The following is a 23,931-nucleotide window of genomic DNA, read 5'->3' as shown; positions in this document are numbered from 1 at the left end:
GGAGGCTAAGGTGGGTACGGTCGGCAAGGCGATTTCGCTGCTGGAGCTGTTCACGGTCGGTGAGCCCGAGCATGGGCTTTCCGATCTCTCGCGCCGTTCCGGCTTCGACAAGGCGACGACGCGGCGGCTGCTGATGGCGATGGCGAGCCATGGCTTCGTCGAGCAGGACGCGGAAACAAGGCAATACCGGCTCGGCGCCGGCCTTTCGCGGCTGGCGCGCATTCGCGAAGCCCGGGTGCCATTCCTGCAGACCGCCGTTCCTTTCGTCCGCGACCTGTCGACAGAGACAGGCGAGACGGTGCATCTGTCCGAATTCGGCGCCGGCGCACTGGTCACCGTTCACGTCGAGCATCCGGCGCGGGCCAACCGGGTCAATGTCGATATCGGTCAGCTCTTGCCCTTGCACTCGACGGCCTCCGGCATTGTCTACATGGCCTTCGCCCGCGACGAGCTTGTCGCGGCCTGCCTCAAGGGCTCGCTCAATGCGTTCACGCCGCACACGCTTGTCGATCCGGCGGCCATTTCCCGGTCGGCGAGCGAGACGCGCGAGCGCGGCTATTCGATCTGCGACCAGGGCTTTGAAGAAGGCGTGATCAGCGTCGCCGCCGCCATATGCGCGGCGGACGGCTTTGCCATCGGCACCATCGCGGTGGCCGCGCCAAAAGCCCGGACAACCATGGCGGAGATCGCCGAGCGCGGCCTTGCGGTGATGGCCGCGGCGCGAGAGATTTCAACGCGGCTCAACGGCGAAAACCTGAAAATACTGAGGAGACAGGCGTGACGATGTCGGCAACAACCCAAGCCGCGACAGGGCCGCGAATTCTGGTCATCGGCACCGGCGATACCAAGGCCGACGAACTGCTGTTCATGAAGCAATGCATCGAGGCGTCGGGCGGCAGCGCCGTGATGATGGACGTCAGCGTGCTTGGCGATCCGCCCTACCAGCCGGATCACGACAAGCATGCCGTGGCGGCCGGGGTCGAGATGACGATCGCCGGCATCGTCGCCAGCGGCGATGAGAACACCGCCATGACGCTGATGGCCGGCGGCGCCGTACAACTGGTGCGCAAGCTGCATCAGGCCGGCGAAATCGATGCCTTCATCGCCATCGGCGGATCGATGGGAACCGACCTGGCGCTGGACGTGGCGCTCTGCCTGCCGCTCGGCGTGCCGAAATTCGTGGTCTCGACCATCGCCTACTCGCATCTCATTCCTCCGGAGCGCGTCGCATCCGACCTGATGATGATCCTTTGGGCCGGCGGCCTGCATGGCTTGAACAGCATCTGCAAGCTGGTTCTGTCGCAGGCTTGCGGTGCGGTTGTTGGTGCGGCGAAAATGGCGGAACTGTCGCGTGCCTCGGCGCCGGCGATCGGTCCGACCATCGGCATGACGTCGCTCGGCAGCAGCTGCCTGAGCTACATGAAGACGCTTAAGCCGGCGCTCGAGCAGCGTGGCTATGATGTCGCCGTCTTCCACACCACCGGCATGGGCGGGCGGGCTTTCGAATCGATCGCCGGACAGGGGCACTTCGCCGCTGTCTTCGACTTCAGTCTGCAGGAAATAACCAACCATCTGGCCGGCTCGGTCGTCAGCTCCGGCGCCGACCGGCTCGAAAATGCCGGCGCGCGGGGCACGCCGCAGATCGCCGCACCCGGCGCGATCGACATGGTCGATCTGCCGACCTGGCAGGATTTGCCGGCTAAATTCGCGCATAGGCCGTTCCACGCGCACAACAGGCTGATCGGTTCGGTTACCGTCGATGCCGATGACCGGCGTCAGGTCGCCAGGACCATCGCGGCCAAGCTCGGCGGGGCGAAGGCGCGCGCCGCCTTCATCCTGCCGGCCGGCGGCATCCAGCAATGGGATCTGGAAGGCGAGCCGCTTTACGAGCCGGAAGCGCTGGACGCCTTTTCCGATGAAATGCGCAAGGCCATTCCCGCCAGTGTGGAGTTTCACGAAATCGGCGCCCATATCAACACCGCCGACTTCGTCCGCAAGGCGCTGGAGATCTTCGACCGCTGGGTCGAGGAAGGCATTGTTCCACGCGGCATGCCGGCCAAGGGGAAAGCGGCGTGAGCGCATCAGCGGCTCAGGCTTTGGTCCTCGATTTTGGCGGCGTCGTCACCAGGACGCTGTTCGAGACGCATGATCTGACGGAACAGGCGCTCGGCCTCAAGCCTGGAACGCTGCAATGGCGAGGGCCGTTCGATCCCGGCAGCGATCCGCTGTGGCGCTCGATGCAGGCCGATGAAATCAGCGAGCGTGACTATTGGCGCCGCCGCACAAGCGAGGTTGGCCGTCTCGTCGGCGAGCACTGGCAGGCGATGGAAACCTTTGTCCAGCGCGCCCGTGGCGCCGAGCCGGAAAAGGTCGTGCGGCCCGAGGCGGACCGCGCCATCCGTGCCGCCCATGCGGCGGGTTTTCGCCTGGCGATCCTCTCCAACGAGCTCGACCTCTTCTACGGCGCGGATTTCCGTCAGCGGCTGCCACTGCTCGGCCTGTTCGAGACGATCGTCGACGCCACCTATACCGGCATCCTCAAGCCCGATCCCCGCGCCTATGCCTTCGTCACCGAAGCGCTTGGCCTGCCGGCCGAGGCCTGCGTGTTTGTCGATGACCAGCAGCGCAATGTCGATGGCGCCCGTGCCGCCGGCATGCGTACTGTCCATTTCGACGTTGCCCGGCCAGCACTTTCCTATGCCGAGGCACTCGGCCATTTCGACCTCGCCCTCACTGTTTGAGACCGGAGCCTTTCATGCGCGACATCAATTTCCTCACCGAAAAGAACGCCAAGCCGATCTGGCACCCGATGGCTCATCCGGCCGAGATGCGGGCCAATCCGCCGAAGGTCATCATGAAGGGCGAGGGCGTGACCGTCACCGATATCGACGGCAAGAGCGTGCTCGATGCCGTCGGCGGATTGTGGAATGTCAATCTTGGCTACAGCAGCGATCCGATCAAGCAGGCGATCGCCGACCAGCTCAGCGCGTTGCCCTACTATTCGGGCTTTCGCGGCACCTCGACCGGACCGGCGATCGAGCTTGCTTATGAACTGACCCAGTGGTTCGAACCGGAAGGCATGGTGCGTGCCTTCTTCACCTCCGGCGGATCGGACTCGGTCGAGACCGCGTTGCGGCTTTCCAGGCAGTACTGGAAGATCCGCGGCCAGGGCGACCGCACCAAATTCCTCGCCTTGAAGAAGGGCTATCACGGCACGCATTTCGGCGGCGCCTCCGTCAACGGCAACGCCAATTTCCGCCGCAACTACGAGCCGCTGCTGCCTGGCGTGTTCCACATCCCGGCGCCCTGGACCTTCCGCAACCCCTTCGACGAGACCGATCCGGCGCGGCTGGCGAAACTCTGCGCCAAGGCGCTGGAGGACGAGATCGCCTTCCAGGGCGGGGATACGATCGCCGCATTCATCATGGAGCCGGTTCTCGGCGCCGGCGGCGTCATCGTTCCGCACGAGACCTTCATGCCGTTGGTGCACGAAATCTGCGACCGTCACGAAATTCTGCTGATCGCCGACGAAGTGGTCACCGGCTTTGGCCGTGGCGGCGCCTGGTCGGGCTCGCGGCTGTGGGGCGTGAAGCCGGATTTCATGACCATGGCCAAGGCCATCACCTCGGGCTATTTCCCGCTCGGCGCGACGCTGATCAGCGCCAAGGTTGCCGATGTGTTCGAGGCTGACAAGACCAGCTTCGGTTCGATCGGCCATGGCTATACCTATTCGGGCCATCCGGTCGGCTGCGCGGCGGGGCTGGCGGCACTTGCCGAGACCAGGCGGCTGCGCCTGGACGAGAACGCGGCGGCGCGCGGCGTCGAACTCGCCGCGATGCTGGAGGGGCTGAAAGCAAAACACGCGATCGTCGGCGATGTCAGGTACAAGGGCCTGATGGCGGCGCTGGAACTGGTTTCGGACCGCGCCACCAAGAAGCCGACCGACAAGAAGACCATGGGCGCGATTTCGGATGCGGTTTATGAAGCCGGCGTCATGGCCCGCGTCTCCGGCAACAACATTATCCTGTCGCCGCCATTGATCATCACCACCGCCGATGTGACCAGGATCGGCGAAGCGCTCGACGCTGGCCTGTCCAAGGCTTGACGACGGCAAATGCAACGGAGTTTCGGCACGCAAATGGCCCAGTTACAGCAGACACCGGCGCAGGAAACGCTGGTTGGCAGGCGCTCACGCCTGCTCGGCGCGAAATCGCAATTGTTCTACGACGAACCCGTGCATCTGGTGCGTGGCGAAGGCGTCTGGCTCTATGATGCCGACGGCAGGAAATACCTCGACGCCTACAACAACGTCGCGCATGTCGGCCATTGTCATCCGCATGTGGTCGAGGCCCTGTGCCGGCAGGCAAGCCTGCTCAACACCCACACCCGCTACCTCCACACCACCATTCTCGACTATGTCGAGCGGCTGACCGCGACATTCGACGCCAGCCTGTCGACCGCGATCCTGACCTGCACCGGCAGCGAGGCCAACGACATCGCTCTGCGGATGGCGCAGGCTACCTCCGGCCGCATGGGTATCATCGCCACCAACGCCACCTATCACGGCAACACGGCGGCGGTTTCGCAGCTCTCGACGCGCATGCCGCCGGTCGGCGGCCGAGCGCGCCATGTCCGGCTGGTGCCGGCGCCGGACAGCTATCGCCATCCCGATGCGATGGCCAACGGCAAGGCGTTTGGCGACGCGGTGCGCGAGGCCATCGCTTCACTGGAGCAGGACGGCATCGGCCTTTCCGGCATGATCCTCTGTCCGCTGCTTGCCAATGAGGGGTTCCCGTCGCTGCCCAATGGGTTCTTCGACGATGCGGTGCGGGCGGTGCGTGAGGCCGGCGGCCTGGTCATCGCCGACGAGGTGCAGCCCGGGTTTGGCCGGACCGGAAGCCATTTCTGGGGCCACCAGCGCGCCGGCTTCCTGCCGGATATCGTCACCATGGGCAAGCCGATGGGCAACGGCCATCCCGTCGCCGCGGTCGTCACCTCAAAGGACATTCTGACGACGTTCCGCAATGCCTTCCGCTACTTCAACACCTTTGGCGGCAATCCCGTCTCAAGCGCTGTGGCGAATGCGGTGCTCGATGTCCTGGAGCAGGAGAATCTTGTCGCCAATGCGCGCGATGTCGGCGCGCAGGCGCTCGAGCTGCTGCGTCCGCTCGCCGATCGTCATGAATGCATTGGCGAGGTCAGGGGCGCTGGCCTGTTCTTCGGCGCGGAACTGGTCCACGACCGCACGACGCGCGAACCGGCACCCGACATTGCTGAAAACGTCGCCAACCGGATGCGCCATCGCGGCGTGCTGATGGGCAAGACCGGCATTCATGGCAATGTGCTGAAAATCCGCCCGCCGATGCCGTTCTCCATCGAGAATGCCGAGTTTCTGATCGGCACGCTCGATGAAGTGCTTGCCGAAGTGGGCGGCTCGTGAACGCGGTCCAGGCTCAGTCCGAGCCGGACGATGTCGCTGATCTCATAGATCTGGCGCGCCACGCGCTCGAACATTGGGGCGTGCGCGACTGTGAGCCGGAGCTGCTGAAGTTTCGCGAGAACGCGGTCTTCCGGGTGAGGCTGGCGGACGCGCAGCCGGCTGCCATGCGCATACACCGGCTCGGCTATCATAGCGATGCCGCATTGCGTTCGGAGCTGCAGTGGATGGCCTTCCTGCAATCGTCCGGCGTGGCGACGCCGTCTCCGGTCGCGACGCAGGCCGGCGACCTGTTCGTGTCTGCCAGCACGGCCGAGATCACGACCCCGCGCCAGGTCGGCTGCCTCAGCTGGCTGGAAGGCCGTACTGTCGGGGCTCGCGGCGTGCCGCTCGACCATACACCCGAGCAGGCAAGAGAGATTTTCACGGCAATCGGGCAGACGATCGCGGGGATGCACAATGCCACCGCGTCCTGGCCTCAGCCCGCCGGCTTTGCCCGCCATGCCTGGGATTTCGACGGCTTCTTCGGCCCGAACCCGACATGGGGGCGTTTCCAGAGCAGTCCTTTTCTCGACGGCACCCGCCGCGAGCTGGTCTTCCAAGCGCATGAAAAGGCGGTGAAGGCGCTTTCGCGGCATGAACGGAGCGCGCGCAATTTCGGCCTGATTCATGCCGATCTGGTGCGCGAGAACGTGCTGATCCACAACGGCGCGATCCGCATCATCGATTTCGACGACTGCGGCTTCGGCTGGCACATGTACGACCTTGCGGTCGCGCTCTACCAGAACCGCGACGAGGCGATGTATCCACTGATCGAGGCCGCTCTGCTTGACGGCTATCGCTCAAGGCGGGAGCTGACGGCCGACGACGTCGCCGCGCTGCCGCTGTTCGCGGCGCTGCGCGCCTTCGCCTTCCTTGGATGGGTGCAGAGCCGCGTCGAAGGCGACATCACCCGGGATGTCGGCCAGCGCATGTCTGCCATCGCGGCCGACGTGGTGATCGCTTATCTCCGCTGCGCCTAGCGCGGCGGATGCAGCCCGGCGTTTCAGGCGAAATGAATGCTGACCGTGCCCGAGCTGCCGAAATCGGCGACGATCGTATCACCGTGTCGCGCTTCGACGGGACGCACGAATGACCCCGAGAGCACAACTTCACCCGCCGCGATCGACATGCCGTAGCGAGCGAGCCTGTCCGCCAGCCAGGCGATGCCCATCGCCGGATGGTTGAGCACGCCGGCGCCAAGCCCGGTCTCCTCGACTTCTGCATTGCGCGAGACGATGGCGCCGATCCAGCGCATGTCGGCTTCATTTGGCCGCTGCGGCCGCCCGCCAATGACGATGCCGGCATTGGCCGCGTTGTCGGAAATCGTGTCGAAGAAGGTGCGCACCTTCTTTGTCTCGGCATTGACGCGCTCGATGCGCGTGTCGAGAATCTCGAGCGCCGGGGTGATGTAGTCAGTGGCGTTGAGCACGTCGAAGATCGTCACGCCGGGACCCTTCAGCGGCGCCTTCATGACAAAGGCGATCTCCGCCTCGACGCGCGGCTGGATGAAGTGGCCGGCGGGGATGGTCGCGCCGTCATTGAAGAACATGTCGTCGAACAGCACGCCTGAGTCCGGCGTGTCGATGGCAAGAGCGTATTGCATCGCCTTGGAGGTCAGGCCGATCTTCCAGCCCTTCGGTTTCAGCCCGGCGTCGGTCTTGCGCTTCACCAGCGCGGCCTGCACCCGGTAGGCATCTTCCATCGTTGCCTCGGGAAAATCGAGGCTGAGCAGCCGGAGCTGTCGGCGGGACCGCTCGGCCTCGAAGAGCCGCTCGGCCGCATCCTCGACCTGGGCAGGGGTCATTGTGCTGTTCCTTCGTCGACAACGCCGTTCTTGAGCACGCCGATGCCGTCGGCCTCCACCTCGATCACGTCGCCTGGCTTCAGCCAGATAGGCGGGTCGAAACGGGCGCCGGCGCCGGTCGGCGTTCCCGTGACGATGATATCGCCAGGCACCAGCGTGGTGAAGGTCGAGACATAGGCAATGATCTTGCGGAACGAGAAGATCATCCGGCTGGTGCGATCCTGCTGGCGAACCTCGCCATTGACGCGGGTGGTGAGTTCGATGTCGGCGATCTGCGCTTCGTTCGTGAACGGCACCAGCCATGGGCCGATCGAACCGGTGCGGTCGAAATTCTTGCCTTGCGTGACATTGAACTTGGCGTGGCGCACCCAGTCGCGAATGGTGCCTTCGTTGCACAGCGACAATGCCGCGATGTGGCTCAGCGCATCGGCCTCGGCGATGCGCCGGCCGGCCTTGCCGATGACGATGACCACTTCACCTTCATAGTCGAGCTGCGGCGATTCCGGTGGCCGCACCAGCGGCACGCCGTGACCGACGAACGAGCGCGGAAAGCGCACGAACAGCGACGGGTTTCCCGGCGCGGCCTGGCCGTCCTTGTATTCCTCATTGCGGTCCGGATAGTTGACGCCGACGCAAATGATCTTTTCCGGTGACGGCACCGGAATTTCATAGGCGATACCATCGAGCGGGAAATCCGCCGCAAACGCATCCGCTTCTTCCACCAGGCGCGGCAAGGCGCCGGCGTCGATCACTTCGCGCAATGTCGGCCACTGGCCGTGGCGCGCCGACAGGTCGATGACGCCCTTGTCCGATATCGCGCCGTAGCGTGTCTTGCCGCCGACGGTGAAGGTGGCGATACGCCCAGGTCCAGACATCACAGGTTCCTCGCGAAATTGGGAAGCGACATGTCCATGGTCACGGCGCGATGATCGGCGATGCCGTCAGATCGGGCTGGCGTGGCGCCACGCCGGCGAAGACGCTGCCTTCCTCGAACCAGCTCTTTGGCGCTGGCGCGCCCCACAGCGTCTGGCGCTGCGGGTCCTTCAGGTCCCACTTGATCGGCTCGAGGTCCGGGTCGACCGTCTGATAGTCCGAGCAGTAGATTTCGATGCGATGATTGTCGGGGTCGCGCACATACAGGAAGAAGGCGTTGGAAATGCCGTGCCGGCCGGGGCCGCGTTCGATGTTCGGGAGGTAGCCGGTCGTTGCCATCAGGTCGAGCAGGTCGATGATGTTGAGTGGCGTCGGCACCCAGAAGGCGACATGGTGCAGGCGCGGGCCGACGCCATTGGTGAAGGCGATGTCATGCACGCCGCCCTTGCGGTGTGTCCACGCCGCCCACAGCTTTCCGGTGCCGGCATCCTCTGTGTACTCGGTCACTCGGAAGCCGATCTCGTTGTAGAAGGCCACAGCCTCGTCGACATTGGGCGAGAAGCAGTTGAAGTGGTCGATGCGCAGCGGCTTCACGCCCTTGTAGAGCGCGTATTTCTGGTGGATCGGCGGCAGCCGTTCCATCCTGGAATAGAATTCGAGCGGAATGCCGTGCGGGTCGCGGGTGCGGAAGGTGCGCGACTGGTATGGCCGCTCGACCCATTCCACCGGCAGGCCCTTGCCCCTGAAGAAATGCTCGGCCTTGTCCAGGTCCTCGTCTGAAAACACCTTGAAGCCGAGGTCGCGCGCTTCGGCGGTATCCGCCTTCTTCAGCACGATGCAATGATGCCCACGTTCCTCAAGTGCCCTGAGGTAGATGGTGTCCGATGTCTCGTCGGTGACCTGCAGGCCGAGCGTGTCGACATAGAAGGCGCGGGATTTGGCGAGGTCCGTCACCGCCAGTTCGACATGGCTGAGGCGTACGATGTTGAAGGCGGGGTAGAGGTTTGGCTTGGGCAAAGGCATCTGGTTTCCTCCGGTCAGCCGCCGAGTTTCTGGATCGCATGCGCGGCAGTGGCGAAGGCGATGTTCTTCGTCTCCATGTAGAAATCGAACGAATGGTCGCCGCCGTCACGGCCGATGCCGGAATTCTTGACGCCGCCGAAAGGTGTCGGCAAATGGCGGACATTCTCCGAATTGACCCAGATCATGCCGGCATCCAGCGCATCGGTGAAGCGGAAGGCGCGGGTGACGTCGGAGGTCCAGAGATAGCCGGTCAGGCCATATTGCGTGTCGTTGGCCAGGGCCAGCGCATCGGCCTCGTCGTTGAACGGTATGGCGCTCAGCACCGGCCCGAAAATCTCTTCCTGTGCGATCCGCATCGTGTTCGTCGCCCCGGTGAAGAGTGTCGGCGAGACATAGCAGCCGCCGCCCGGACCCTCGAACTTCGCCCCGCCGGCAGCGACCGTGGCGCCTTCCTTGCGGCCGATCTCGATATATTCCAGCACCTTCTTCTCATGCACGGGATGGATCAGCGGTCCGACCACCGTCTTGGGATCGAGCGGATGGCCGACGGCAATGCGCTTGGCCCTTTCGGCGACCTTGGCGGTGAAGCTGTCATAGACCGAGGCTTCGACCAGAAGCCGCGACGAGGACGTGCAGCGTTCGCCGTTCAGCGAATAGATCATGAAGACCGCGGCGTCGGCGGCACGCTCCAGGTCGGCGTCGGCGAAGACGATCACCGGGTTCTTGCCGCCCAGTTCGAAATGCACGCGCTTGAGCGTATCGGCGCCCTGTTTCATGATCATCGAACCGGTGCGGCTCTCGCCGACGAAGCCAATCGCCTTGATATCGGGATGCTCGGTCAGTGCCTTGCCGGCATCCTCGCCGAAGCCGTTGACCAGGTTCCAAACGCCTTTCGGCAGCCCAGCCTCCTCGGCGATCTCGACCAGCAGGCGTGCGCTGAGCGGCGAAAATTCAGCCGGCTTATGAACGACCGTGCAACCGGCGGCTAATGCCGGCGCGATTTTCCAGGTGGACAGCATGAACGGCGTATTCCATGGCGTGATGATGCCGACCGGGCCGATCGGCACCCGCGTGGTCATGTTGACCTGGCCAGTGGCCCGCAGCGTCTCGCCGTCGCGCGCTTCCGGCGCGCGGTCGGCGAAGAAGCGGAAATTCTCGGCGCCGCGCAGCGCCGCCTTGGCCATGAACTTCAGTGCCTGGCCGGTGTCCATGCATTCGACGAAGGCGATCTCCTCGGCGCGCGCCTCGATCGCGTTGGCAATCTTGTGCAGCAGCTTCTTGCGCGCCTCGCCCGGCATGGCGGCCCAGGCCGGGAATGCGGCCTTCGCAGCCTTTGCGGCGCGATCGATGTCGGCGGCGCCGCCGCGCGCCACCTTGGCCAGCGGCTTGAGGTCGACGGGCGACAGCGTCTCGAAAGTCGCCCCATCCAGCGCCGGCACAGCCTCGCCGCCAATCTGGTTCAACACGCCGTCGCTCTTGAAGCGGGCGAGGTAGGCTTCGGCCTTCTTGAGATTGTTTTCCAGGTCGGACATGGCTGTTTCCGTCACTTGCCGCGCAGCCGCGGGTGGATTGCGTTTTTCTTCCAGCTCAGCACCGGATCGATTTCCCTGATCTCAAGCGACAGGGCGAAATGCGGGGTTTCGAACAGTGTGGCGAGATAGTCTCCGACCGCCGCGAAGACGGCATCGCCGGTCCGCTTCTTGTCCTCGGCGCTGCGGCCGGTTCCGATCCGGAACGACATGTCGAGAAAGGCATTTTCCGGCAAATTGTCGGCAATCGCGTAGGCCTCGGCGCGGAAGGCCCGCACCCGCACGGCGCCGGTCTCGAACAGCCCGGTGTCGAGCACCGTGCGCAACACCAGGGCGCACAAAGCCTTGATGTCGACCTTGGCATCGAGATTGGCCGAATACTCGATCGAGAAATGCGGCACGGCGTTTCGGTCCCCATTCATTGCATTGTTGTAGTTAACGCGTTAATTACATGAGGCATCCGCGAAGTCAAGTCTTGCATCGGGCTTGAGGCGACGATACGGGATGATGTGATGGGCTTTGAGGGGCCAGCGCTGCTGGGGTAAAGCCTGCTGCGATCGCATGCCGGTGCTGGAGAATTTCACTTGCTGCCCGAAAACACCCGCCGCTCGTTGCCGATGGCGCTTCTGCATGCCCGCGAAGCGGTGATGGCGCGCTTTCGTCCAATGCTGGCCGCGCATGATGTGACCGAACAGCAATGGCGCGTGTTGCGCGTGCTGAGCGAAGCGGGCTCGGTCGAGGCGACCGAACTTGCCGACCGCGCATCGGTGCTGCCGCCCAGCCTGACGCGCATCATCAAGGCGCTTGAAGGCCGCAAATTCATCACCCGCAACAAGGCGGAGGGCGATGGCCGCCGTGTCATCCTCACCATCGCGCCGGCGGGTTCCACCCTGATCGACGCGCTGTCACCCGAGCGCCTCGTCATCTATCGCGACATCGAGCAGCGCTACGGCCACGAGAGGCTGGAACAACTGCTCGACCTGCTTGAGAGCCTGATCGCTGGCGAAAGCTGACGCCGCCGCAACGATGGTCTCTCAGCCGCCAAAACTCCCAAGCCGCGTCGGCTGCGTATAATTGCGGTCGACATAGAGCAGCGCCGAGCCGCCGCTGCCATGCCGCACATCGATGACGCGGCCGATCATCACATTATGCGTGCCGACAACATGCACATCCTCGATCTCGCAGTCGAAATTGACGATGGCGTCCGACAAAGCAGGGGTGCCGGAGGTCAGGGTCTGCCACCGCGCCGAGGAGTAGCGGGCCTCCATGTCGCGGGTCGCGCCGGCAAATTTTCCGGCGAGGTGCATATGGTCATGCGTCAGCACGTTGACGCAGAAGCGCCGGTTGGACAGGAACATCGCGGCCTGCGCCGACCGCACGTTCATGCACACCAGCAGCGTCGGCGGCTCGTCGGAGACGCTGCACATGGCGGTGGCGGTAAAGCCGCCGCGTCCCGCAGGCCCGTCTGTTGTAACGATGTTCACCGGCGCGCAGACCCTGGCCATGGCGTCGCGAAAATCGGCCTTCGAAATCTGGATGGCCATCGGACGTCACCCCGCTGTTGAAGCGAGCGGGTTGAGCCAGGTATCTCCCGTCCAGCCGTTCTCGTCATAATCGGCCATGCAGGTGTCGACCAGTTCTTCCATCGCCTTCAGCCGTCCGCCGCGTTCGGCGCCTTTCAGCACCTGCAGCCGCACCTCCTCCGGCGCACCGGCATAGTTGAGCTCGTAGAGCGCGTGGCGGCCGCCGAATTCAGTGCCGGTCGCATCCCAGAGCAGCTTCATGATCTTGATGCGCTCGACATGGCCCATGTCGTCGGAGCCACGCACATACTGGGCGAGGTATTTGTCGATCTCGGGATTGTTGAAGTCGCGCACCGACGACGGCAAGTAGATCAGCCCGGACGCGATGACCCGGCGCACCGTGTCGATGACGCGCGGATAGGCCTCTGACATGAAGGTGCGGTAGGCGAGCGCGGCTTCCAGGTTGGGCAGAACCGCGCCATTGGCCCACGGGATCGGGTTGTAGGCCATGGCGTTGGAGAAACTCCAGAACATGTGCCTGAGCGCAATGACCTCGCCCAGCGCCGCCTGGTTGCCGCGGAAGGCATCGCCGCCGGTGGCGCGGAGCGCCTTGGCCAGCAGGCCGGCAAGGAAATCCAGCTTGACGGCAAAACGCGTGCAGCCCTGGAAGCAATAGCCGTGCATGAAGCCGGACGCCGGATGAAAGGAAAGGATCTTCTGCGCATCGCGCAGCACCAGCACGTCCTCCCAGGGGATGAAGACATTGTCGAGCACCAGGATCGCGTCGTTTTCATCGAAACGCGACGACAGGGGGTAGTCGAAAGGCGCGGCAACCGTGTTGGCCGTCTGCTCGTAGGAGACGCGGCAGAACATCTTTATGCCCGGCGCGTTCATCGGCACGATGAACATCACCGATAGCGAAGGGTCTTCGGTCACCGTCGCCGAGCTTTGCGCCAAGAAATTGTAGTGGGTGAGCGCCGACGACGTTGCCACCACCTTGGCGCCGGAGACATAGATGCCGGCGTCGGTTTCCTTGGTGATGTGGACGAAAACATCCTTCACCTGTTCCGCCGGCTTGTGACGGTCGATCGGCGGGTTGACGATGGCATGGTTCATGAACAGGACGGATTCCTGCGCCCGCTTGTGCCAGGACAGCGCGTTGTCCTTGAACGGGCCGTACCAGTCGGCATTGGCGCCGAGCGTGTTCATCAGCGCGGCCTTGTAGTCGGGCGTGCGGCCCATCCAGCCATAGGACATGCGGGACCACTCGGCGATCGCCGTCTGCTGGGTGGCGAGTTCGGCGGAGGATTTGGCGACGCGGAAGTATTTGTGGGTGTAGCCGCCTGAGCCGGTGTCGGTCGGCGAGGTCAGCGCCTGCTGTCGTTTCGGGTCATGCAGCGCGTCGTAGAGCCGTGCCAGCGAACGCGCCGAGTTGCGCATTGACGGGTGCGTGGTGACATCGGCGATGCGTTCGCCATTGATGTAGACCTCGCGGCCGTCGCGCAGGCTCTCCAAGTATTCGGCCCCGGTAAATGGACGCGCCTTGTCGGCGCGAAAGTCTTCTGACCGCATGATGATCCTCCTCTTGGATGATGCACACCCTAGCGCCGGCGCCAGCGATCGGTTATGGACGGAATGGCAAAACCGATTGGACTTTTTCCGGCGCCATGACCCAGAAAGCCATTCCTGATTTCTTCGTCTACGGCGAGCCGGTCAAGCCGCTCGATGTCGGCTTCCTGCATGTCGAGACAGTGCAAGCGCGCAGCAACATTCATCGTGGTCAGGTCGCTGCGCACAAGCACCCGCAGATGGGTCAGATCACATATTGGACCAGCGGCTCCGGCACCTACCGTGTCGAGGATCGGTCCTGGGACTTTTCGGCGCCGGCGGTCAGCTTCGTGCCGAGCAATGTCGTGCATGGTTTCTCGATCGGGCCGGATACGGACGCCATCGTGGTCTCGATCGCGGATGACGCCTTGGCCGCCATCGCCGGTCACAGCCTGTTGCCGCTGGACAGGCCGGTCTTTGTCGACGGTCACCCCCAGCATGCCGCATGGGCACGGCTGGCCGCCGTGCTGGACATGATCGGCGCCGAATATGCCGAGGCGCAGGCCGGCAATGACAGGACGCTGCCGGCGCTGATCGCCGTTGCGCTGTCCTACATCGCGCGCCTCAGCCCCGAGGCGACAGCGCTTGCATCCTCGTCCGCGAGCGCCTCGCTGGCACAGCAGCTGCGCCGCCTTGTCGATGCGCATTTCCGCGAGAACTGGCCGGTCGACCGCTATGTCGAGGCATTGGGCAGCACGCCGCATCTTCTTGACAAGGCGGCTCGCGAGGTGCTGGGCGCCGGCGTCAAGCGGATCGTCAGCGAGCGCCGGCTGCTTGAGGCGCGGCGGCTTCTGCTGTTTACCGTGCGCACCGTCGAGGACATCGCCTACGAGATCGGCTTCGATGACCCGGCCTACTTCTCGCGCTTCTTCCGGGCTAGGGCCGGCGAGGCGCCGGCGGCATGGCGGCGCAAGCAATTGCGGCGGGGCTGATGCCGGCGCAACACTTTCCCGCTTGACTGACCGGAGGTTCCGAATAGGCTAACAGGCGAATTCTGGAAAATACCGGCCTTGATCGCCGGGCGGCAAGAATGCCTCGTATGCCTCGCCCTGTCGGCGTGGCTGCGGGGCATTGTCATTTTGGGGACCTGTTTGAAACGGCGCATCGAAATCGGCATCCTCTATTCGCGCTCGGGCAGCTACCAGCTTGTCTCCGACGCGTGCCGCATGGGCGCGATGCGCGCCATCGCCGACATCAACGCCGATCGCGGCTCCGGCATCGAACTGGTGCCGGTGGAACGCGACCCGCAAAGCAACGCCGATCGCTACGCCACGCTGTGCGAGGATATTTTCAAGACCAGCAGCGCCCGCCATGTGGTCGGCTGCGTCACCTCCTGGAGCCGCAAGGAGACGATCCCCGTCCTGGAGAAGGCCGGCGGCATGCTCTGGTATGCCTGCCCGTATGAAGGCTTCGAGGCCAACGAGCATGTCGTCTACATGCACGCCTGCCCCAACCAGCATCTGGTGCCGCTGATGGCGCATGTCGTGCCGCGCTTCGGCGCCAACGGCTTCCTGCTCGGCTCGAACTACATCTGGGGCTGGGAGATGAACCGCGTGGCGCGCGACCTGATCGCCGACGCCGGCGGCAACGTCCTGGGCGAGCGCTATCTGCGCATCGGCGAGACCGACGTGTCGCGGCTGATCGCCGAAATCAGGGCCACGCGCCCAAGCTTTGTCCTCAACAACCTGATAGGCACCTCGTCCTACGCCTTCCTCGCCGCGTACCGCGATCTGGCCGCTGAGGATTCGGCCTTCAGCCCTGAATCCTGCCCCGTCATCTCGTGCAACCTGACCGAAGGCGAGCTGCCGGCGATTGGCGCGTCGGGCAATGGGCATCTCTCGGTCGGGCCCTATTTCGCACCGAGGCCGGCGGCGTTTGCCTCGTCCTTCGAGGCCTCCGCCTATGCCTCCGTGCAGGTCATGGCCGATGTGCTGTCCCGCGATCCCGATGCCGGCCCAGCGGAATTTTCCAAGACCTTCGCAGAACGGCGCTTCTCCACCCGGCTCGGGCCGATCGCCATCGACGCCCGCACCCAGCACGCGACGCTGCCGGTCATCATCGGGCGGATCGCCGACGGCTTCTTCGAGGTTGTCAGCCGCGAGGACGAGGTCGCGCCGGACCCCTATCTGTCGCGCTACGATCCCGCCCGGACATTTGGCCGGCCGCGCCTGCGGGTAGTGTCGTGACCAGAACCCCGCGCATCCCCAATCTTGGTGGCGCCAGGGCCTTTATCCTGCATCGCCCGCACCCGACGGTGCAGGCGATCACCAGGCAATTGTCGGCCATCGGCCTGATCACGGTGGATTGCTGGCCGGAACTGCCGCCGGAGGCGCTGGCCGCCGATTTCGTCTTTTTCGACGCCGATCTCGGCTTCGACGAGCAATTCCCCTGGAAGGCGGGCGAGGCGCCGATGCCGCTGGTGGCGCTGATCGGTTCCGAGGCGCCCGGCCGCATCGAATGGGCGCTGTCGCACAAGGCCGATGCGCAGCTGCTGAAGCCGGTCGGTACCGCTGGTGTCTACAGCGCGCTGTTGATCGCGCGGCAGAGTTTCGAGGCGCGCAAGCATCAGGCGAGCGAGATTGCCTCCCTGCGCCACCGCGTCGCCGAGCGCCAGACCATCGTGCGCGCGGTGTCGGCGCTGTCGAAAGGCAGCGACGACGACCGCGCCTATGCGCAGCTGCGTTCGCTGGCGATGAGCTGGCAGATCAGCGTCGAGGAGGCCGCGCGCCGGATCGTCGCGATGACCGAGGAAGCCAAGACCGAGGAAGAGAGCGGCGATGACCAGTCCCATCGCGCCTGATCTCAGCGTCGCCGGGCGCATGCCGGCCAAGCCGCGCGCCGGCGTCTGGCGCCGGCTGATCAAGCGCCGGCTGGCGCTGCTTGGCCTGGTCATCGTCGCCATCGTCGTTGGCGGCGCCATCCTGGCGCCCTGGCTGACCGGCTACGATCCCTATGAGCAGATGTTCGACGGCCTGACCATCGAGGGTTCGCCCTTGCCGCCGAGCGCGAAATTCTGGCTCGGCACCGACCTGCTTGGCCGCGATCTCCTGACCCGCATTCTCTACGGCGCGCGCACCTCGCTGATCATCGGCATCGTCGCCAACGGCGTGGCGCTCTTCATCGGCACGCTGGTCGGCGTCACCGCCGGCTATTTCCGCGGCTGGATAGGCAGCGCCCTGATGCGCTTCACCGACCTGATGATGGCATTTCCCGCGCTGCTGCTGGCCATCTGCCTGGCGGCGGTGTTCCAGCCCAGCCTGTGGATCGTTGCCATGGTCATTGCTCTGGTCAACTGGGTGCAGACGGCGCGCGTCATCTACACCGAGACCTCTTCGCTGGCCGAACGCGAATTCATCGACGCCGAGCGCACCATTGGCGCGAGCGCGCCGCGCATCCTGTTTCGCCACATCCTGCCGCATCTCCTGCCGACCATCATCGTCTGGGGCACGCTCGGCATCTCGACCACGGTGCTGCTCGAAGCGACGCTCTCCTTCCTCGGCATCGGCGTGCAGCCGCCGACCGCATCCTGGGGCAACATCATTTTCGAGAACCAGACCTATTTCCAGGCAGCACCCTGGCTGGTGTTCTTCCCCGGTGCGGCGATCCTGGCGCTGGCGCTGGCCTTCAACCTGATCGGCGACGCGCTGCGCGACATTCTCGACCCGACGCAAAGGGGCCGCGCATGATCGCCTATCTCGGCCGCCGCCTCATCCAGTCGGCTCTCATCCTGCTCGGCGTCTCGCTGATCACTTTCGCGCTGCTGTATCTCTTGCCCGCCGACCCGGTGCGCCAGATCGCCGGCCGCAGCGCCACGCCGCAGACGGTGGAAAACATTCGCCAGCAACTCGGCCTCGACCAACCTTTTGTCGTCCAGTACTGGCACTACCTGACAAAACTGGTCAGCGGCGATCTCGGCCGTTCCTACATCCAGCGCTCCGAGGTCACCGAGCTCATCGTCTCGCGCCTGCCGGCGAGCCTGCTGTTGATGGTCGGCGCCATTTTCTGCGAGCTGGCGATCGGGCTCAGCATGGGGCTGATCGCCGCCGTCAAGCGCGGCACCGCCACCGACCAGACGCTGATGGTCGCTTCCTTCGTCGGCGTCTCGGCGCCGCAATTCGTCGTCGGCCTTCTGCTGCTCTATGTCTTCGCGGTCCGGCTCAGCTGGTTTCCGATTGGCGGCTACGGCACCTGGCACCATCTCGTGCTGCCGTCACTCACCATGGGCATCCTTGGCGCCGGCTGGTACGCGCGCATGATGCGCTCGTCGATGATCGACGTGCTGCGCCAGGATTACGTCCGCACCGCCCGCGCCAAGGGCCTGGCGCGCGGCTCCATCATCTTCCGCCACGCCTTGCCCAACGCCATCCTGCCGATCGTTGCCATGATCGGCATCGACATCGGCATCTTCATGGGCGGCATTGTCGTGGTCGAAAGCGTGTTCGGCTGGCCCGGCATCGGCCAGCTCGCCTGGCAGGCCATCCAGCGCGTCGACATCCCGATCATCATGGGCGTCACCTTGGTGTCGGCCTTCGCCATCGTGCTCGGCAACCTGCTCGCCGACATCATCGCGCCGTTCATCGATCCCCGCATCAAGCTCAGATGAAACCAGAAAACGAACAGAGAAAGGGAACATAAAAATGAAAAAGTTTCTCGCTTCCACCGTGGCGGCATCGGCGCTGGCGCTGATGCTCGGCATGACCAGCGCCCGCGCCGAGGACACCATCAAGCAGGGCGGCGCCATCACCATCACCTACAAGGATGATGTCGCGACGCTCGATCCGGCGATAGGCTATGACTGGCAGAACTGGTCGATGATCAAGAGCCTGTTCGACGGCCTGATGGACTATGAGCCGGGCACCACCAACCTCAAGCCCGACCTCGCCGAGAGCTACGACATCTCGCCCGACGGCAAGACCTTCACCTTCAAGCTGCGCCATGGCGTGAAATTCCACAACGGCCGCGAGATGACCGCCGACGACGTGAAATACTCGCTGGACCGCGTCACCAACCCGAAGACGCAGAGCCCTGGCGCCGGCTTCTTCGGTTCGATCAAGGGCTATGACGAAGTCGCGGCCGGCAAGGCCGAAAGCCTCTCCGGCATCACCGTCGTCGACCCCTACACGGTCAAGTTCGAGCTGACCCGCCCCGACGCCACGTTCCTGCATGTCATGGCCATCAACTTCTCGCATGTCGTGCCGAAGGAAGAGGTCGAGAAATACGGCGTCGATTTCGGCAAGCATCCGGTCGGCACCGGCGCCTTCAAGCTGGCGGAGTGGACGCTCGGCCAGCGCATCGTCTTCGAGCGCAACGCCGACTATTGGCACAAGGGCCTGCCGCATCTCGACAAGATCACCTTCGAGATCGGCCAGGAGCCGATCGTGGCGCTGCTGCGCCTGCAGAAGGGCGAGATCGACGTGCCCGGCGACGGCATTCCGCCGGCTAAATTCCAGGAAGTGATGGCGGATCCCGCGCAGAAGGCGCTGGTGGTCGAAGGCGGCCAGTTGCACACCGGCTATGTCACCATGAACACCACCATGGCGCCGTTCGACAATGTGAAGGTGCGCCAGGCCGTCAACATGGCCATCAACAAGGCGCGCGTCGTCCAGATCATCAACAACCGCGCGGTGCCGGCCAACCAGCCGCTGCCGCCGTCGATGCCGGGCTACGACAAGGAATACAAGGGCTATCCCTATGACGTCGCCAAGGCCAAGGCACTGCTTGCCGAGGCTGGCCATCCCGATGGTTTCGAAACGCAGCTGTTCGCCATGAATACCGATCCCAACCCGCGTATCGCGCAGGCAATCCAGCAGGACTTGGCGGCAATCGGCATCAAGGCCAGCATCCAGTCGCTGGCCCAGGCCAACGTCATTGCCGCCGGTGGCGACAAGGCCGGCGCGCCGATGATCTGGTCGGGCGGCATGGCCTGGATCGCCGACTTCCCCGATCCGTCGAACTTCTACGGCCCGATCCTCGGCTGCGCCGGTGCGGTGCCCGGCGGCTGGAACTGGTCGTGGTACTGCAACAAGGACCTCGACGCCAAGGCAGCGGAAGCCGACTCGGTGGTCGATCCGGCCAAGGCGGTCGAACGCGACAAGATGTGGAGCGCCATCTACGGCAAGGTGATGGAAGACGCGCCCTGGGCGCCGGTCTTCAACGAGCAGCGCTTCACCATGAAATCGGCCCGCATGGGCGGCGCCGACAACCTCTATGTCGACCCGGTCCATATCCCCATCAACTACGACAATGTGTATGTAAAAGATGTGCAATAACTGCGACTACACCATCCACGGGCGCCATCACCATTTCGGCTGGGACAATTCCTTTGTCCCGGCGCAGACGGTGGCGCCCGGCTCGACCATCGAGTTCCAGTGCCTGGATTCGTCCGGCGGCCAGCTGACGCCCGCCAGCACCGTCGCCGATATCGCCAAGCTCGACTTCGCCCAGATCAACCCTACGACCGGGCCGATCTTCGTTGACGGTGCCGAGCCCGGCGACGCGCTGAAGGTGACGATCGAGATGTTCAAACCGTCCGGCTTCGGCTGGACGGCGAACATTCCCGGTTTTGGCCTGCTTGCCGACGATTTCAAAGAGCCGGCGCTGAACATCTGGAAGTATGACGCAGCTTCGCTGGAGCCGGCGCTGTTCGGCAAAAATGCCCGCGTGCCGCTGAAGCCCTTCGCCGGCACCATCGGCAATGCGCCGGCTGAAATGGGCCACCACTCGGTGGTGCCGCCGCGCCCCGTCGGCGGCAATCTCGACATCCGCGACCTTGCCGCCGGCACCACGCTCTACCTGCCGGTGGAAGTGGCGGGCGCGCTGTTCTCCGTCGGCGACACGCATGCCGCGCAAGGCGACGGCGAGGTCTGCGGCACGGCAATCGAAAGCCCGATGGACGTCGTGTTGAAGCTCGACCTGGTCAAGGACGCCAGGCTGAAGACGCCGCGCTTCACCACGCCGGGCCCGGTGACCCGCCACCTCGACGCCAAGGGCTACGAAGTGACCACCGGCATCGGCCCCGACCTGATGAGCGGCGCGAAAGAGGCCGTCGCCCAGATGGTCGACCTCATCGCCGGCCGCTACAAGATAGACCCTGTCGAAGCCTACATGCTGGCCTCGGTCTGCGGCGATCTCAGGATCAGCGAGATCGTCGACATGCCGAACTGGGTGGTGTCGTTCTACTTCCCGCGCTGCGTGTTTGAATGAGGTTGGCTCTCCGTCACGCCCCCCTCTGTCCTGCCGGACATCTCCCCCGCAAGGGGGGAGATCGGCAGTTTCGCCGCCACGACCATTCTTCAACGTTGAAAAATGGCGAAAGCCGTCGCGACATCCAATCTCCCCCCTTGCGGGGGGTGAGGAGTGGTCCGCGTAGCGGATGGGAAGCCAATTGCTTGGCTTTCCGAACGACGAACGCCCGAAGCGACAGCGAAGGGCAGGGTCCGGCAGGACAGAGGGGGGCGCGCCGGAATAGACCTCTCAGAACCCTGCCCCTGCAATGACCCCCACCAGCGAACCCATCCTCACCATCGCCAACCTCTCCGTCTCCGTGCGCGGCGAGGATGGCCCTCGCGAGGTCGTGTCCAACCTTTCGCTGACGCTCAAGCGTGGCGAGACGCTGTGCATCGCCGGCGAATCCGGCTCCGGCAAGTCGATGACGGCGCTTGCCATCATGCAGCTGCTGCCGCAGCCGGCCGCGCGCATTTCCGCAGGCACCATCAAGCTGGGCGACACCGAGCTGACGACGCTCGACGAGCGCCGCATGCGCCGCATTCGCGGCGATCGCATCGCCATGATCTTCCAGGAGCCGATGACCTCGCTCAACCCGGTGCTGTCGATCGGCCGCCAGCTCACCGAATCCATCGAGGCGCATACCAGCCTGTCACCGGCTGACGCCCGCCAGCGTGCCATCGAGGCGCTGAAGGCGGTGCGCATTTCGGAAGCCGAAAGCCGGCTAAAGCAGTTTCCGCACGAACTCTCCGGCGGCATGCGCCAGCGGGTGATGATCGCCATGGCGCTGGCGCTGGAGCCCGACGTGCTGATCGCCGACGAGCCGACCACGGCGCTCGACGTCACCGTGCAGGGCGAGGTGCTGGAACTGCTGCGAGACCTGCAGCAGAAGCACGGCACCAGCGTCATCCTTATCACCCACGACATGGGCGTTGTCGCTGAAATGGCCGACCGAGTCATCATCATGCGGCATGGAAGCATGGTCGAGGAAGGCACGACAGCCGACATTTTCGCCCGCCCGCGGGCCGAGTACACGAAGGAATTGCTGGCGGCGGTGCCGCGCATTGGCGCCGGCGTCGGCCGCCAGGACACCAGGGAGACGAAATCCGGGCAGGCCGCCCACCCGAACGCTGTCGCCGTGGTGAAAGACCTCCATGTCCGCTTCGACCTGCATGGCGGCTTCTTCGGCCGGGTCAACCGCCGCGTCCACGCCGTCGAAGGCGTCAGCTTCTCCATCGCGCCCAACGAGACGCTGGCGCTGGTCGGCGAATCCGGCTGCGGCAAGTCCACCACCGCCAAGGCGCTGGCCGGGCTGGTGCCCTACAGCGGCGACATCGCCATTGGCGGCCGTAATCTCTCCGGCCTCGGCGGCACCGAGCGCAAGGCGGTGCGCCGCGACGTGCAGATGATCTTTCAGGACCCCTACGCCTCGCTCGACCCGCGCATGCGCGTCGGCGACCTCGTCGCCGAGCCGCTCGTCATCCACGGCATCGCCTCGAAGGAGGAGCGCCACGCTCGCGTCGCTGCCCTGTTCGAGCGCGTCGGCCTGTCATCGGCCCAGATGGAGCTCTACCCGCACGAATTCTCCGGCGGCCAACGCCAGCGCGTCTGCATCGCGCGCGCCCTGGCGCTCAGGCCCAAGCTGATCATCGCCGACGAAAGCGTCTCGGCGCTCGATGTCTCGGTGCAGGCGCGTGTGCTCGACCTGCTGAAGGAGCTGCAGCGCGAATTCGGCGTCGCCTACCTCTTCATCTCGCACGACATGGCGGTGGTCGAAAACATCTCCGACCGCGTCGCCGTCATGTATCTCGGCCAGATCGTCGAAATGGGCACCCGCGACCAGGTTTTTTCCAACCCGCGCCACCCCTACACCAAGCGCCTGATCGAAGCCGTGCCGGTGCCGGATCCGGCCAGGCGCCGGACACGGTTCGCCAGGCTCGACCAGGAAATCCCCAGCGCGACGCGCAAGCTGGGCGAGAGCCCGCAAAGGCTGGTGCTGAGCGATGTCGGGGGCGGGCATCTGGTGGCGGGCTAATCCGCCCGCGCACCCCTGGCTGCCTGTCCTGTGCGGCTACTTCCGGTGGTTGCCTGCGAAGGCAGCCGTCAGCCCGAGGCCGATGAAGATGACGCCGCTGACATAGCGTTCGAAGTTCAGGTAGGTGCGGCTCTGCTTCAGCCACTTGCCGGCAGCACTCGCGACCAGCGCGTAGCAGCCGTCGCTGATGAAGCCGAGGCCGGTGAAGACCAGCCCGAGAAAGACGATCTGCGTCGCCACGTGGCCACGGCTCACATCGACGAACTGCGGCAGGAAGGCGAGGAAGAACAGCGCCGTCTTCGGGTTGAGAAGGTTGACGAGGAAGCCGTCACGGTAGAGCCGCCGGTAACTGTGCCGCGCCGGCGTCGCCTCCGCGTCCCCGCCCTTGCTACCGCCGAAGATTTTCCGCAGGCCAATCCAGATCAAATAGGCCGCGCCAACATATTTGACGATGCTGAAGGCGATCGCCGACGAGGCCAGCACCGCCGACAGGCCGAGCGCGGCGGCCAGCACATGCACCAGCGTTGCCGAATGGATGCCGAGATCCGAAACAAAGCCGGCAAGCCGCCCCTGCTCGACCGAGCGCGCGACAATGAACAGAACCGCCAGCCCGGGAACCAGCAACAAGGCAACAGCCGCGACGACGAACAGCCCGAGATTGGCGGTTCCGGGAATGACGAACTCCATGCGGTGGACTCCAATGGCAATCGCGAAGGGTGCCAGTAGGGAAGTTAGGAGGCGACTCTGTCAAGTGGCAGGCGGGTGGGATTGGCTGCGTCGGCGAGAGTCTAGGCGCTCGATGTGTCGTTGCAGACGCGTGCACCTGATATCCC

23 protein-coding genes are annotated in these 23,931 nt (G+C 64.7%); 15 read left to right on the top strand and 8 right to left on the bottom strand.

Features of this window, described 5'->3' with window-relative positions; genetic code table 11:
- Positions 1–10 precede the first annotated feature (10 nt).
- The 6 genes from GA829_RS03780 to GA829_RS03755 are packed head-to-tail and all read left to right on the top strand — an operon-like array spanning position 11 to position 6,459.
- A complete protein-coding gene (locus GA829_RS03780; RefSeq protein ID WP_195177229.1) occupies positions 11–781 on the top strand; it encodes an IclR family transcriptional regulator in 771 nt (256 codons plus the stop codon).
- A 2-nt stretch (positions 782–783) separates the two neighbouring features.
- Positions 784–2,076, top strand: a complete 1,293-nt coding sequence (locus tag GA829_RS03775; protein WP_195177228.1) for a Tm-1-like ATP-binding domain-containing protein — start codon at positions 784–786, stop codon at positions 2,074–2,076.
- On the top strand, positions 2,073–2,741 hold the full coding sequence (locus GA829_RS03770; RefSeq protein WP_195177227.1) for an HAD family hydrolase: 669 nt from the start codon (positions 2,073–2,075) through the stop codon (positions 2,739–2,741). The genes GA829_RS03775 and GA829_RS03770 overlap by 4 nt, the downstream gene beginning before the upstream one ends.
- A 14-nt stretch (positions 2,742–2,755) precedes the next feature.
- A complete protein-coding gene (locus tag GA829_RS03765) occupies positions 2,756–4,105 on the top strand; it encodes an aminotransferase class III-fold pyridoxal phosphate-dependent enzyme (protein ID WP_195177226.1) in 1,350 nt (449 codons plus the stop codon).
- Between the two features lie 33 nt (positions 4,106–4,138).
- Positions 4,139–5,440: an aminotransferase class III-fold pyridoxal phosphate-dependent enzyme gene (locus GA829_RS03760; RefSeq protein WP_195177225.1), complete on the top strand. Its 1,302-nt coding sequence runs from the start codon at positions 4,139–4,141 to the stop codon at positions 5,438–5,440.
- Positions 5,437–6,459: a phosphotransferase enzyme family protein gene (locus GA829_RS03755; RefSeq protein ID WP_195177224.1), complete on the top strand. Its 1,023-nt coding sequence runs from the start codon at positions 5,437–5,439 to the stop codon at positions 6,457–6,459. The genes GA829_RS03760 and GA829_RS03755 overlap by 4 nt, the downstream gene beginning before the upstream one ends.
- 23 nt (positions 6,460–6,482) lie before the next feature.
- Here GA829_RS03755 and hpaH read toward each other — a convergent pair whose 3' ends face one another.
- Genes hpaH through GA829_RS03730 form a run of 5 tightly spaced genes read right to left on the bottom strand, consistent with a single transcriptional unit; the run spans position 6,483 to position 11,109 of the window.
- Entirely contained in the window at positions 6,483–7,283 is an 801-nt protein-coding gene (gene hpaH, locus GA829_RS03750; RefSeq protein WP_195177223.1) for a 2-oxo-hept-4-ene-1,7-dioate hydratase, read from the bottom strand.
- A complete protein-coding gene (locus GA829_RS03745) occupies positions 7,280–8,158 on the bottom strand; it encodes a fumarylacetoacetate hydrolase family protein (RefSeq protein WP_195177222.1) in 879 nt (292 codons plus the stop codon). The genes hpaH and GA829_RS03745 overlap by 4 nt, the downstream gene beginning before the upstream one ends.
- 40 nt (positions 8,159–8,198) lie before the next feature.
- Positions 8,199–9,179, bottom strand: a complete 981-nt coding sequence (gene hpaD, locus GA829_RS03740; protein ID WP_195177221.1) for a 3,4-dihydroxyphenylacetate 2,3-dioxygenase — start codon at positions 9,177–9,179, stop codon at positions 8,199–8,201.
- 14 nt (positions 9,180–9,193) lie between these two features.
- Positions 9,194–10,711, bottom strand: coding sequence for a 5-carboxymethyl-2-hydroxymuconate semialdehyde dehydrogenase (gene hpaE / locus GA829_RS03735; protein WP_195177220.1), 1,518 nt, complete (start codon positions 10,709–10,711; stop codon positions 9,194–9,196).
- Positions 10,712–10,722: 11 nt separating this feature from the next.
- Positions 10,723–11,109: a 5-carboxymethyl-2-hydroxymuconate Delta-isomerase gene (locus tag GA829_RS03730; RefSeq protein ID WP_195179512.1), complete on the bottom strand. Its 387-nt coding sequence runs from the start codon at positions 11,107–11,109 to the stop codon at positions 10,723–10,725.
- Positions 11,110–11,325: 216 nt separating this feature from the next.
- Between GA829_RS03730 and hpaR the strand changes: the two genes are divergently transcribed.
- Positions 11,326–11,721 (top strand): homoprotocatechuate degradation operon regulator HpaR, encoded by a 396-nt coding sequence (gene hpaR, locus GA829_RS03725; RefSeq protein WP_258052322.1) that lies wholly within the window; start codon positions 11,326–11,328, stop codon positions 11,719–11,721.
- A 21-nt stretch (positions 11,722–11,742) separates the two neighbouring features.
- Here the strand turns inward: hpaR and GA829_RS03720 are convergent, their stop codons facing one another.
- Positions 11,743–12,252 (bottom strand): flavin reductase, encoded by a 510-nt coding sequence (locus GA829_RS03720; protein ID WP_195177218.1) that lies wholly within the window; start codon positions 12,250–12,252, stop codon positions 11,743–11,745.
- A gap of 6 nt (positions 12,253–12,258) precedes the next feature.
- The gene (locus GA829_RS03715) at positions 12,259–13,803 is read right to left on the bottom strand and encodes a 4-hydroxyphenylacetate 3-hydroxylase N-terminal domain-containing protein (protein WP_195177217.1); all 1,545 of its coding nucleotides are present in this window, start codon (positions 13,801–13,803) and stop codon (positions 12,259–12,261) included.
- A 95-nt stretch (positions 13,804–13,898) separates the two neighbouring features.
- On the opposite strand from GA829_RS03715, the gene GA829_RS03710 reads away from it, so the two are divergent.
- The 8 genes from GA829_RS03710 (at position 13,899) to GA829_RS03675 (ending at position 23,098) form a co-directional block, all read left to right on the top strand.
- A complete protein-coding gene (locus GA829_RS03710; RefSeq protein ID WP_195177216.1) occupies positions 13,899–14,771 on the top strand; it encodes a helix-turn-helix domain-containing protein in 873 nt (290 codons plus the stop codon).
- A 159-nt stretch (positions 14,772–14,930) separates the two neighbouring features.
- On the top strand, positions 14,931–16,025 hold the full coding sequence (locus GA829_RS03705) for a transporter substrate-binding protein (protein ID WP_195177215.1): 1,095 nt from the start codon (positions 14,931–14,933) through the stop codon (positions 16,023–16,025).
- Entirely contained in the window at positions 16,022–16,639 is a 618-nt protein-coding gene (locus GA829_RS03700; RefSeq protein ID WP_195177214.1) for an ANTAR domain-containing response regulator, read from the top strand. Before GA829_RS03705 ends, GA829_RS03700 begins: the two co-directional genes overlap by 4 nt.
- Positions 16,640–16,658: 19 nt before the next feature.
- The gene (locus GA829_RS03695; RefSeq protein WP_195179511.1) at positions 16,659–17,525 is read left to right on the top strand and encodes an ABC transporter permease; all 867 of its coding nucleotides are present in this window, start codon (positions 16,659–16,661) and stop codon (positions 17,523–17,525) included.
- Positions 17,522–18,442 carry an ABC transporter permease gene (locus tag GA829_RS03690; protein WP_195177213.1) on the top strand — a complete coding sequence of 307 codons (921 nt, stop codon included), beginning with the start codon at positions 17,522–17,524 and terminating at the stop codon, positions 18,440–18,442. The genes GA829_RS03695 and GA829_RS03690 overlap by 4 nt, the downstream gene beginning before the upstream one ends.
- Positions 18,443–18,476: 34 nt before the next feature.
- Positions 18,477–20,108, top strand: a complete 1,632-nt coding sequence (locus tag GA829_RS03685) for an ABC transporter substrate-binding protein (protein WP_195177212.1) — start codon at positions 18,477–18,479, stop codon at positions 20,106–20,108.
- A complete protein-coding gene (locus tag GA829_RS03680; protein WP_195177211.1) occupies positions 20,098–21,042 on the top strand; it encodes an acetamidase/formamidase family protein in 945 nt (314 codons plus the stop codon). The genes GA829_RS03685 and GA829_RS03680 overlap by 11 nt, the downstream gene beginning before the upstream one ends.
- A 289-nt stretch (positions 21,043–21,331) precedes the next feature.
- On the top strand, positions 21,332–23,098 hold the full coding sequence (locus GA829_RS03675; protein WP_195177210.1) for an ABC transporter ATP-binding protein: 1,767 nt from the start codon (positions 21,332–21,334) through the stop codon (positions 23,096–23,098).
- A 36-nt stretch (positions 23,099–23,134) separates the two neighbouring features.
- On the opposite strand, the gene GA829_RS03670 is transcribed toward GA829_RS03675, so the two are convergent.
- Complete coding sequence (locus GA829_RS03670; RefSeq protein WP_195177209.1) at positions 23,135–23,785, bottom strand: LysE family translocator; 651 nt, start codon at positions 23,783–23,785, stop codon at positions 23,135–23,137.
- Positions 23,786–23,931: the final 146 nt, after the last annotated feature.

Origin of the sequence: Mesorhizobium sp. INR15, assembly GCF_015500075.1 — a bacterium.
Taxonomy (GTDB): Bacteria; Pseudomonadota; Alphaproteobacteria; order Rhizobiales; family Rhizobiaceae; genus Mesorhizobium.
The sequence above is the reverse complement of the archived record's forward strand: the minus strand, read 5'-3'. Positions and strand labels throughout refer to the sequence as shown.

Bases quoted from the DNA above. Each gene is read 5' to 3' on its own strand.
- GA829_RS03775 (WP_195177228.1), top strand. From the start codon at position 784: ATGTCGGCAACAACCCAAGCCGCGACAGGGCCGCGAATTCTGGTCATC.
- GA829_RS03765 (WP_195177226.1), top strand. From the start codon at position 2,756: ATGCGCGACATCAATTTCCTCACCGAAAAGAACGCCAAGCCGATCTGG.
- GA829_RS03760 (WP_195177225.1), top strand. From the start codon at position 4,139: ATGGCCCAGTTACAGCAGACACCGGCGCAGGAAACGCTGGTTGGCAGG.
- hpaH (WP_195177223.1), bottom strand. From the start codon at position 7,283: ATGACCCCTGCCCAGGTCGAGGATGCGGCCGAGCGGCTCTTCGAGGCC.
- GA829_RS03745 (WP_195177222.1), bottom strand. From the start codon at position 8,158: ATGTCTGGACCTGGGCGTATCGCCACCTTCACCGTCGGCGGCAAGACA.
- hpaD (WP_195177221.1), bottom strand. From the start codon at position 9,179: ATGCCTTTGCCCAAGCCAAACCTCTACCCCGCCTTCAACATCGTACGC.
- hpaE (WP_195177220.1), bottom strand. From the start codon at position 10,711: ATGTCCGACCTGGAAAACAATCTCAAGAAGGCCGAAGCCTACCTCGCC.
- hpaR (WP_258052322.1), top strand. From the start codon at position 11,326: ATGGCGCTTCTGCATGCCCGCGAAGCGGTGATGGCGCGCTTTCGTCCA.
- GA829_RS03720 (WP_195177218.1), bottom strand. From the start codon at position 12,252: ATGGCCATCCAGATTTCGAAGGCCGATTTTCGCGACGCCATGGCCAGG.
- GA829_RS03715 (WP_195177217.1), bottom strand. From the start codon at position 13,803: ATGCGGTCAGAAGACTTTCGCGCCGACAAGGCGCGTCCATTTACCGGG.
- GA829_RS03710 (WP_195177216.1), top strand. From the start codon at position 13,899: ATGACCCAGAAAGCCATTCCTGATTTCTTCGTCTACGGCGAGCCGGTC.
- GA829_RS03695 (WP_195179511.1), top strand. From the start codon at position 16,659: ATGCCGGCCAAGCCGCGCGCCGGCGTCTGGCGCCGGCTGATCAAGCGC.
- GA829_RS03690 (WP_195177213.1), top strand. From the start codon at position 17,522: ATGATCGCCTATCTCGGCCGCCGCCTCATCCAGTCGGCTCTCATCCTG.
- GA829_RS03685 (WP_195177212.1), top strand. From the start codon at position 18,477: ATGAAAAAGTTTCTCGCTTCCACCGTGGCGGCATCGGCGCTGGCGCTG.
- GA829_RS03680 (WP_195177211.1), top strand. From the start codon at position 20,098: ATGTGCAATAACTGCGACTACACCATCCACGGGCGCCATCACCATTTC.
- GA829_RS03675 (WP_195177210.1), top strand. From the start codon at position 21,332: ATGACCCCCACCAGCGAACCCATCCTCACCATCGCCAACCTCTCCGTC.
- GA829_RS03670 (WP_195177209.1), bottom strand. From the start codon at position 23,785: ATGGAGTTCGTCATTCCCGGAACCGCCAATCTCGGGCTGTTCGTCGTC.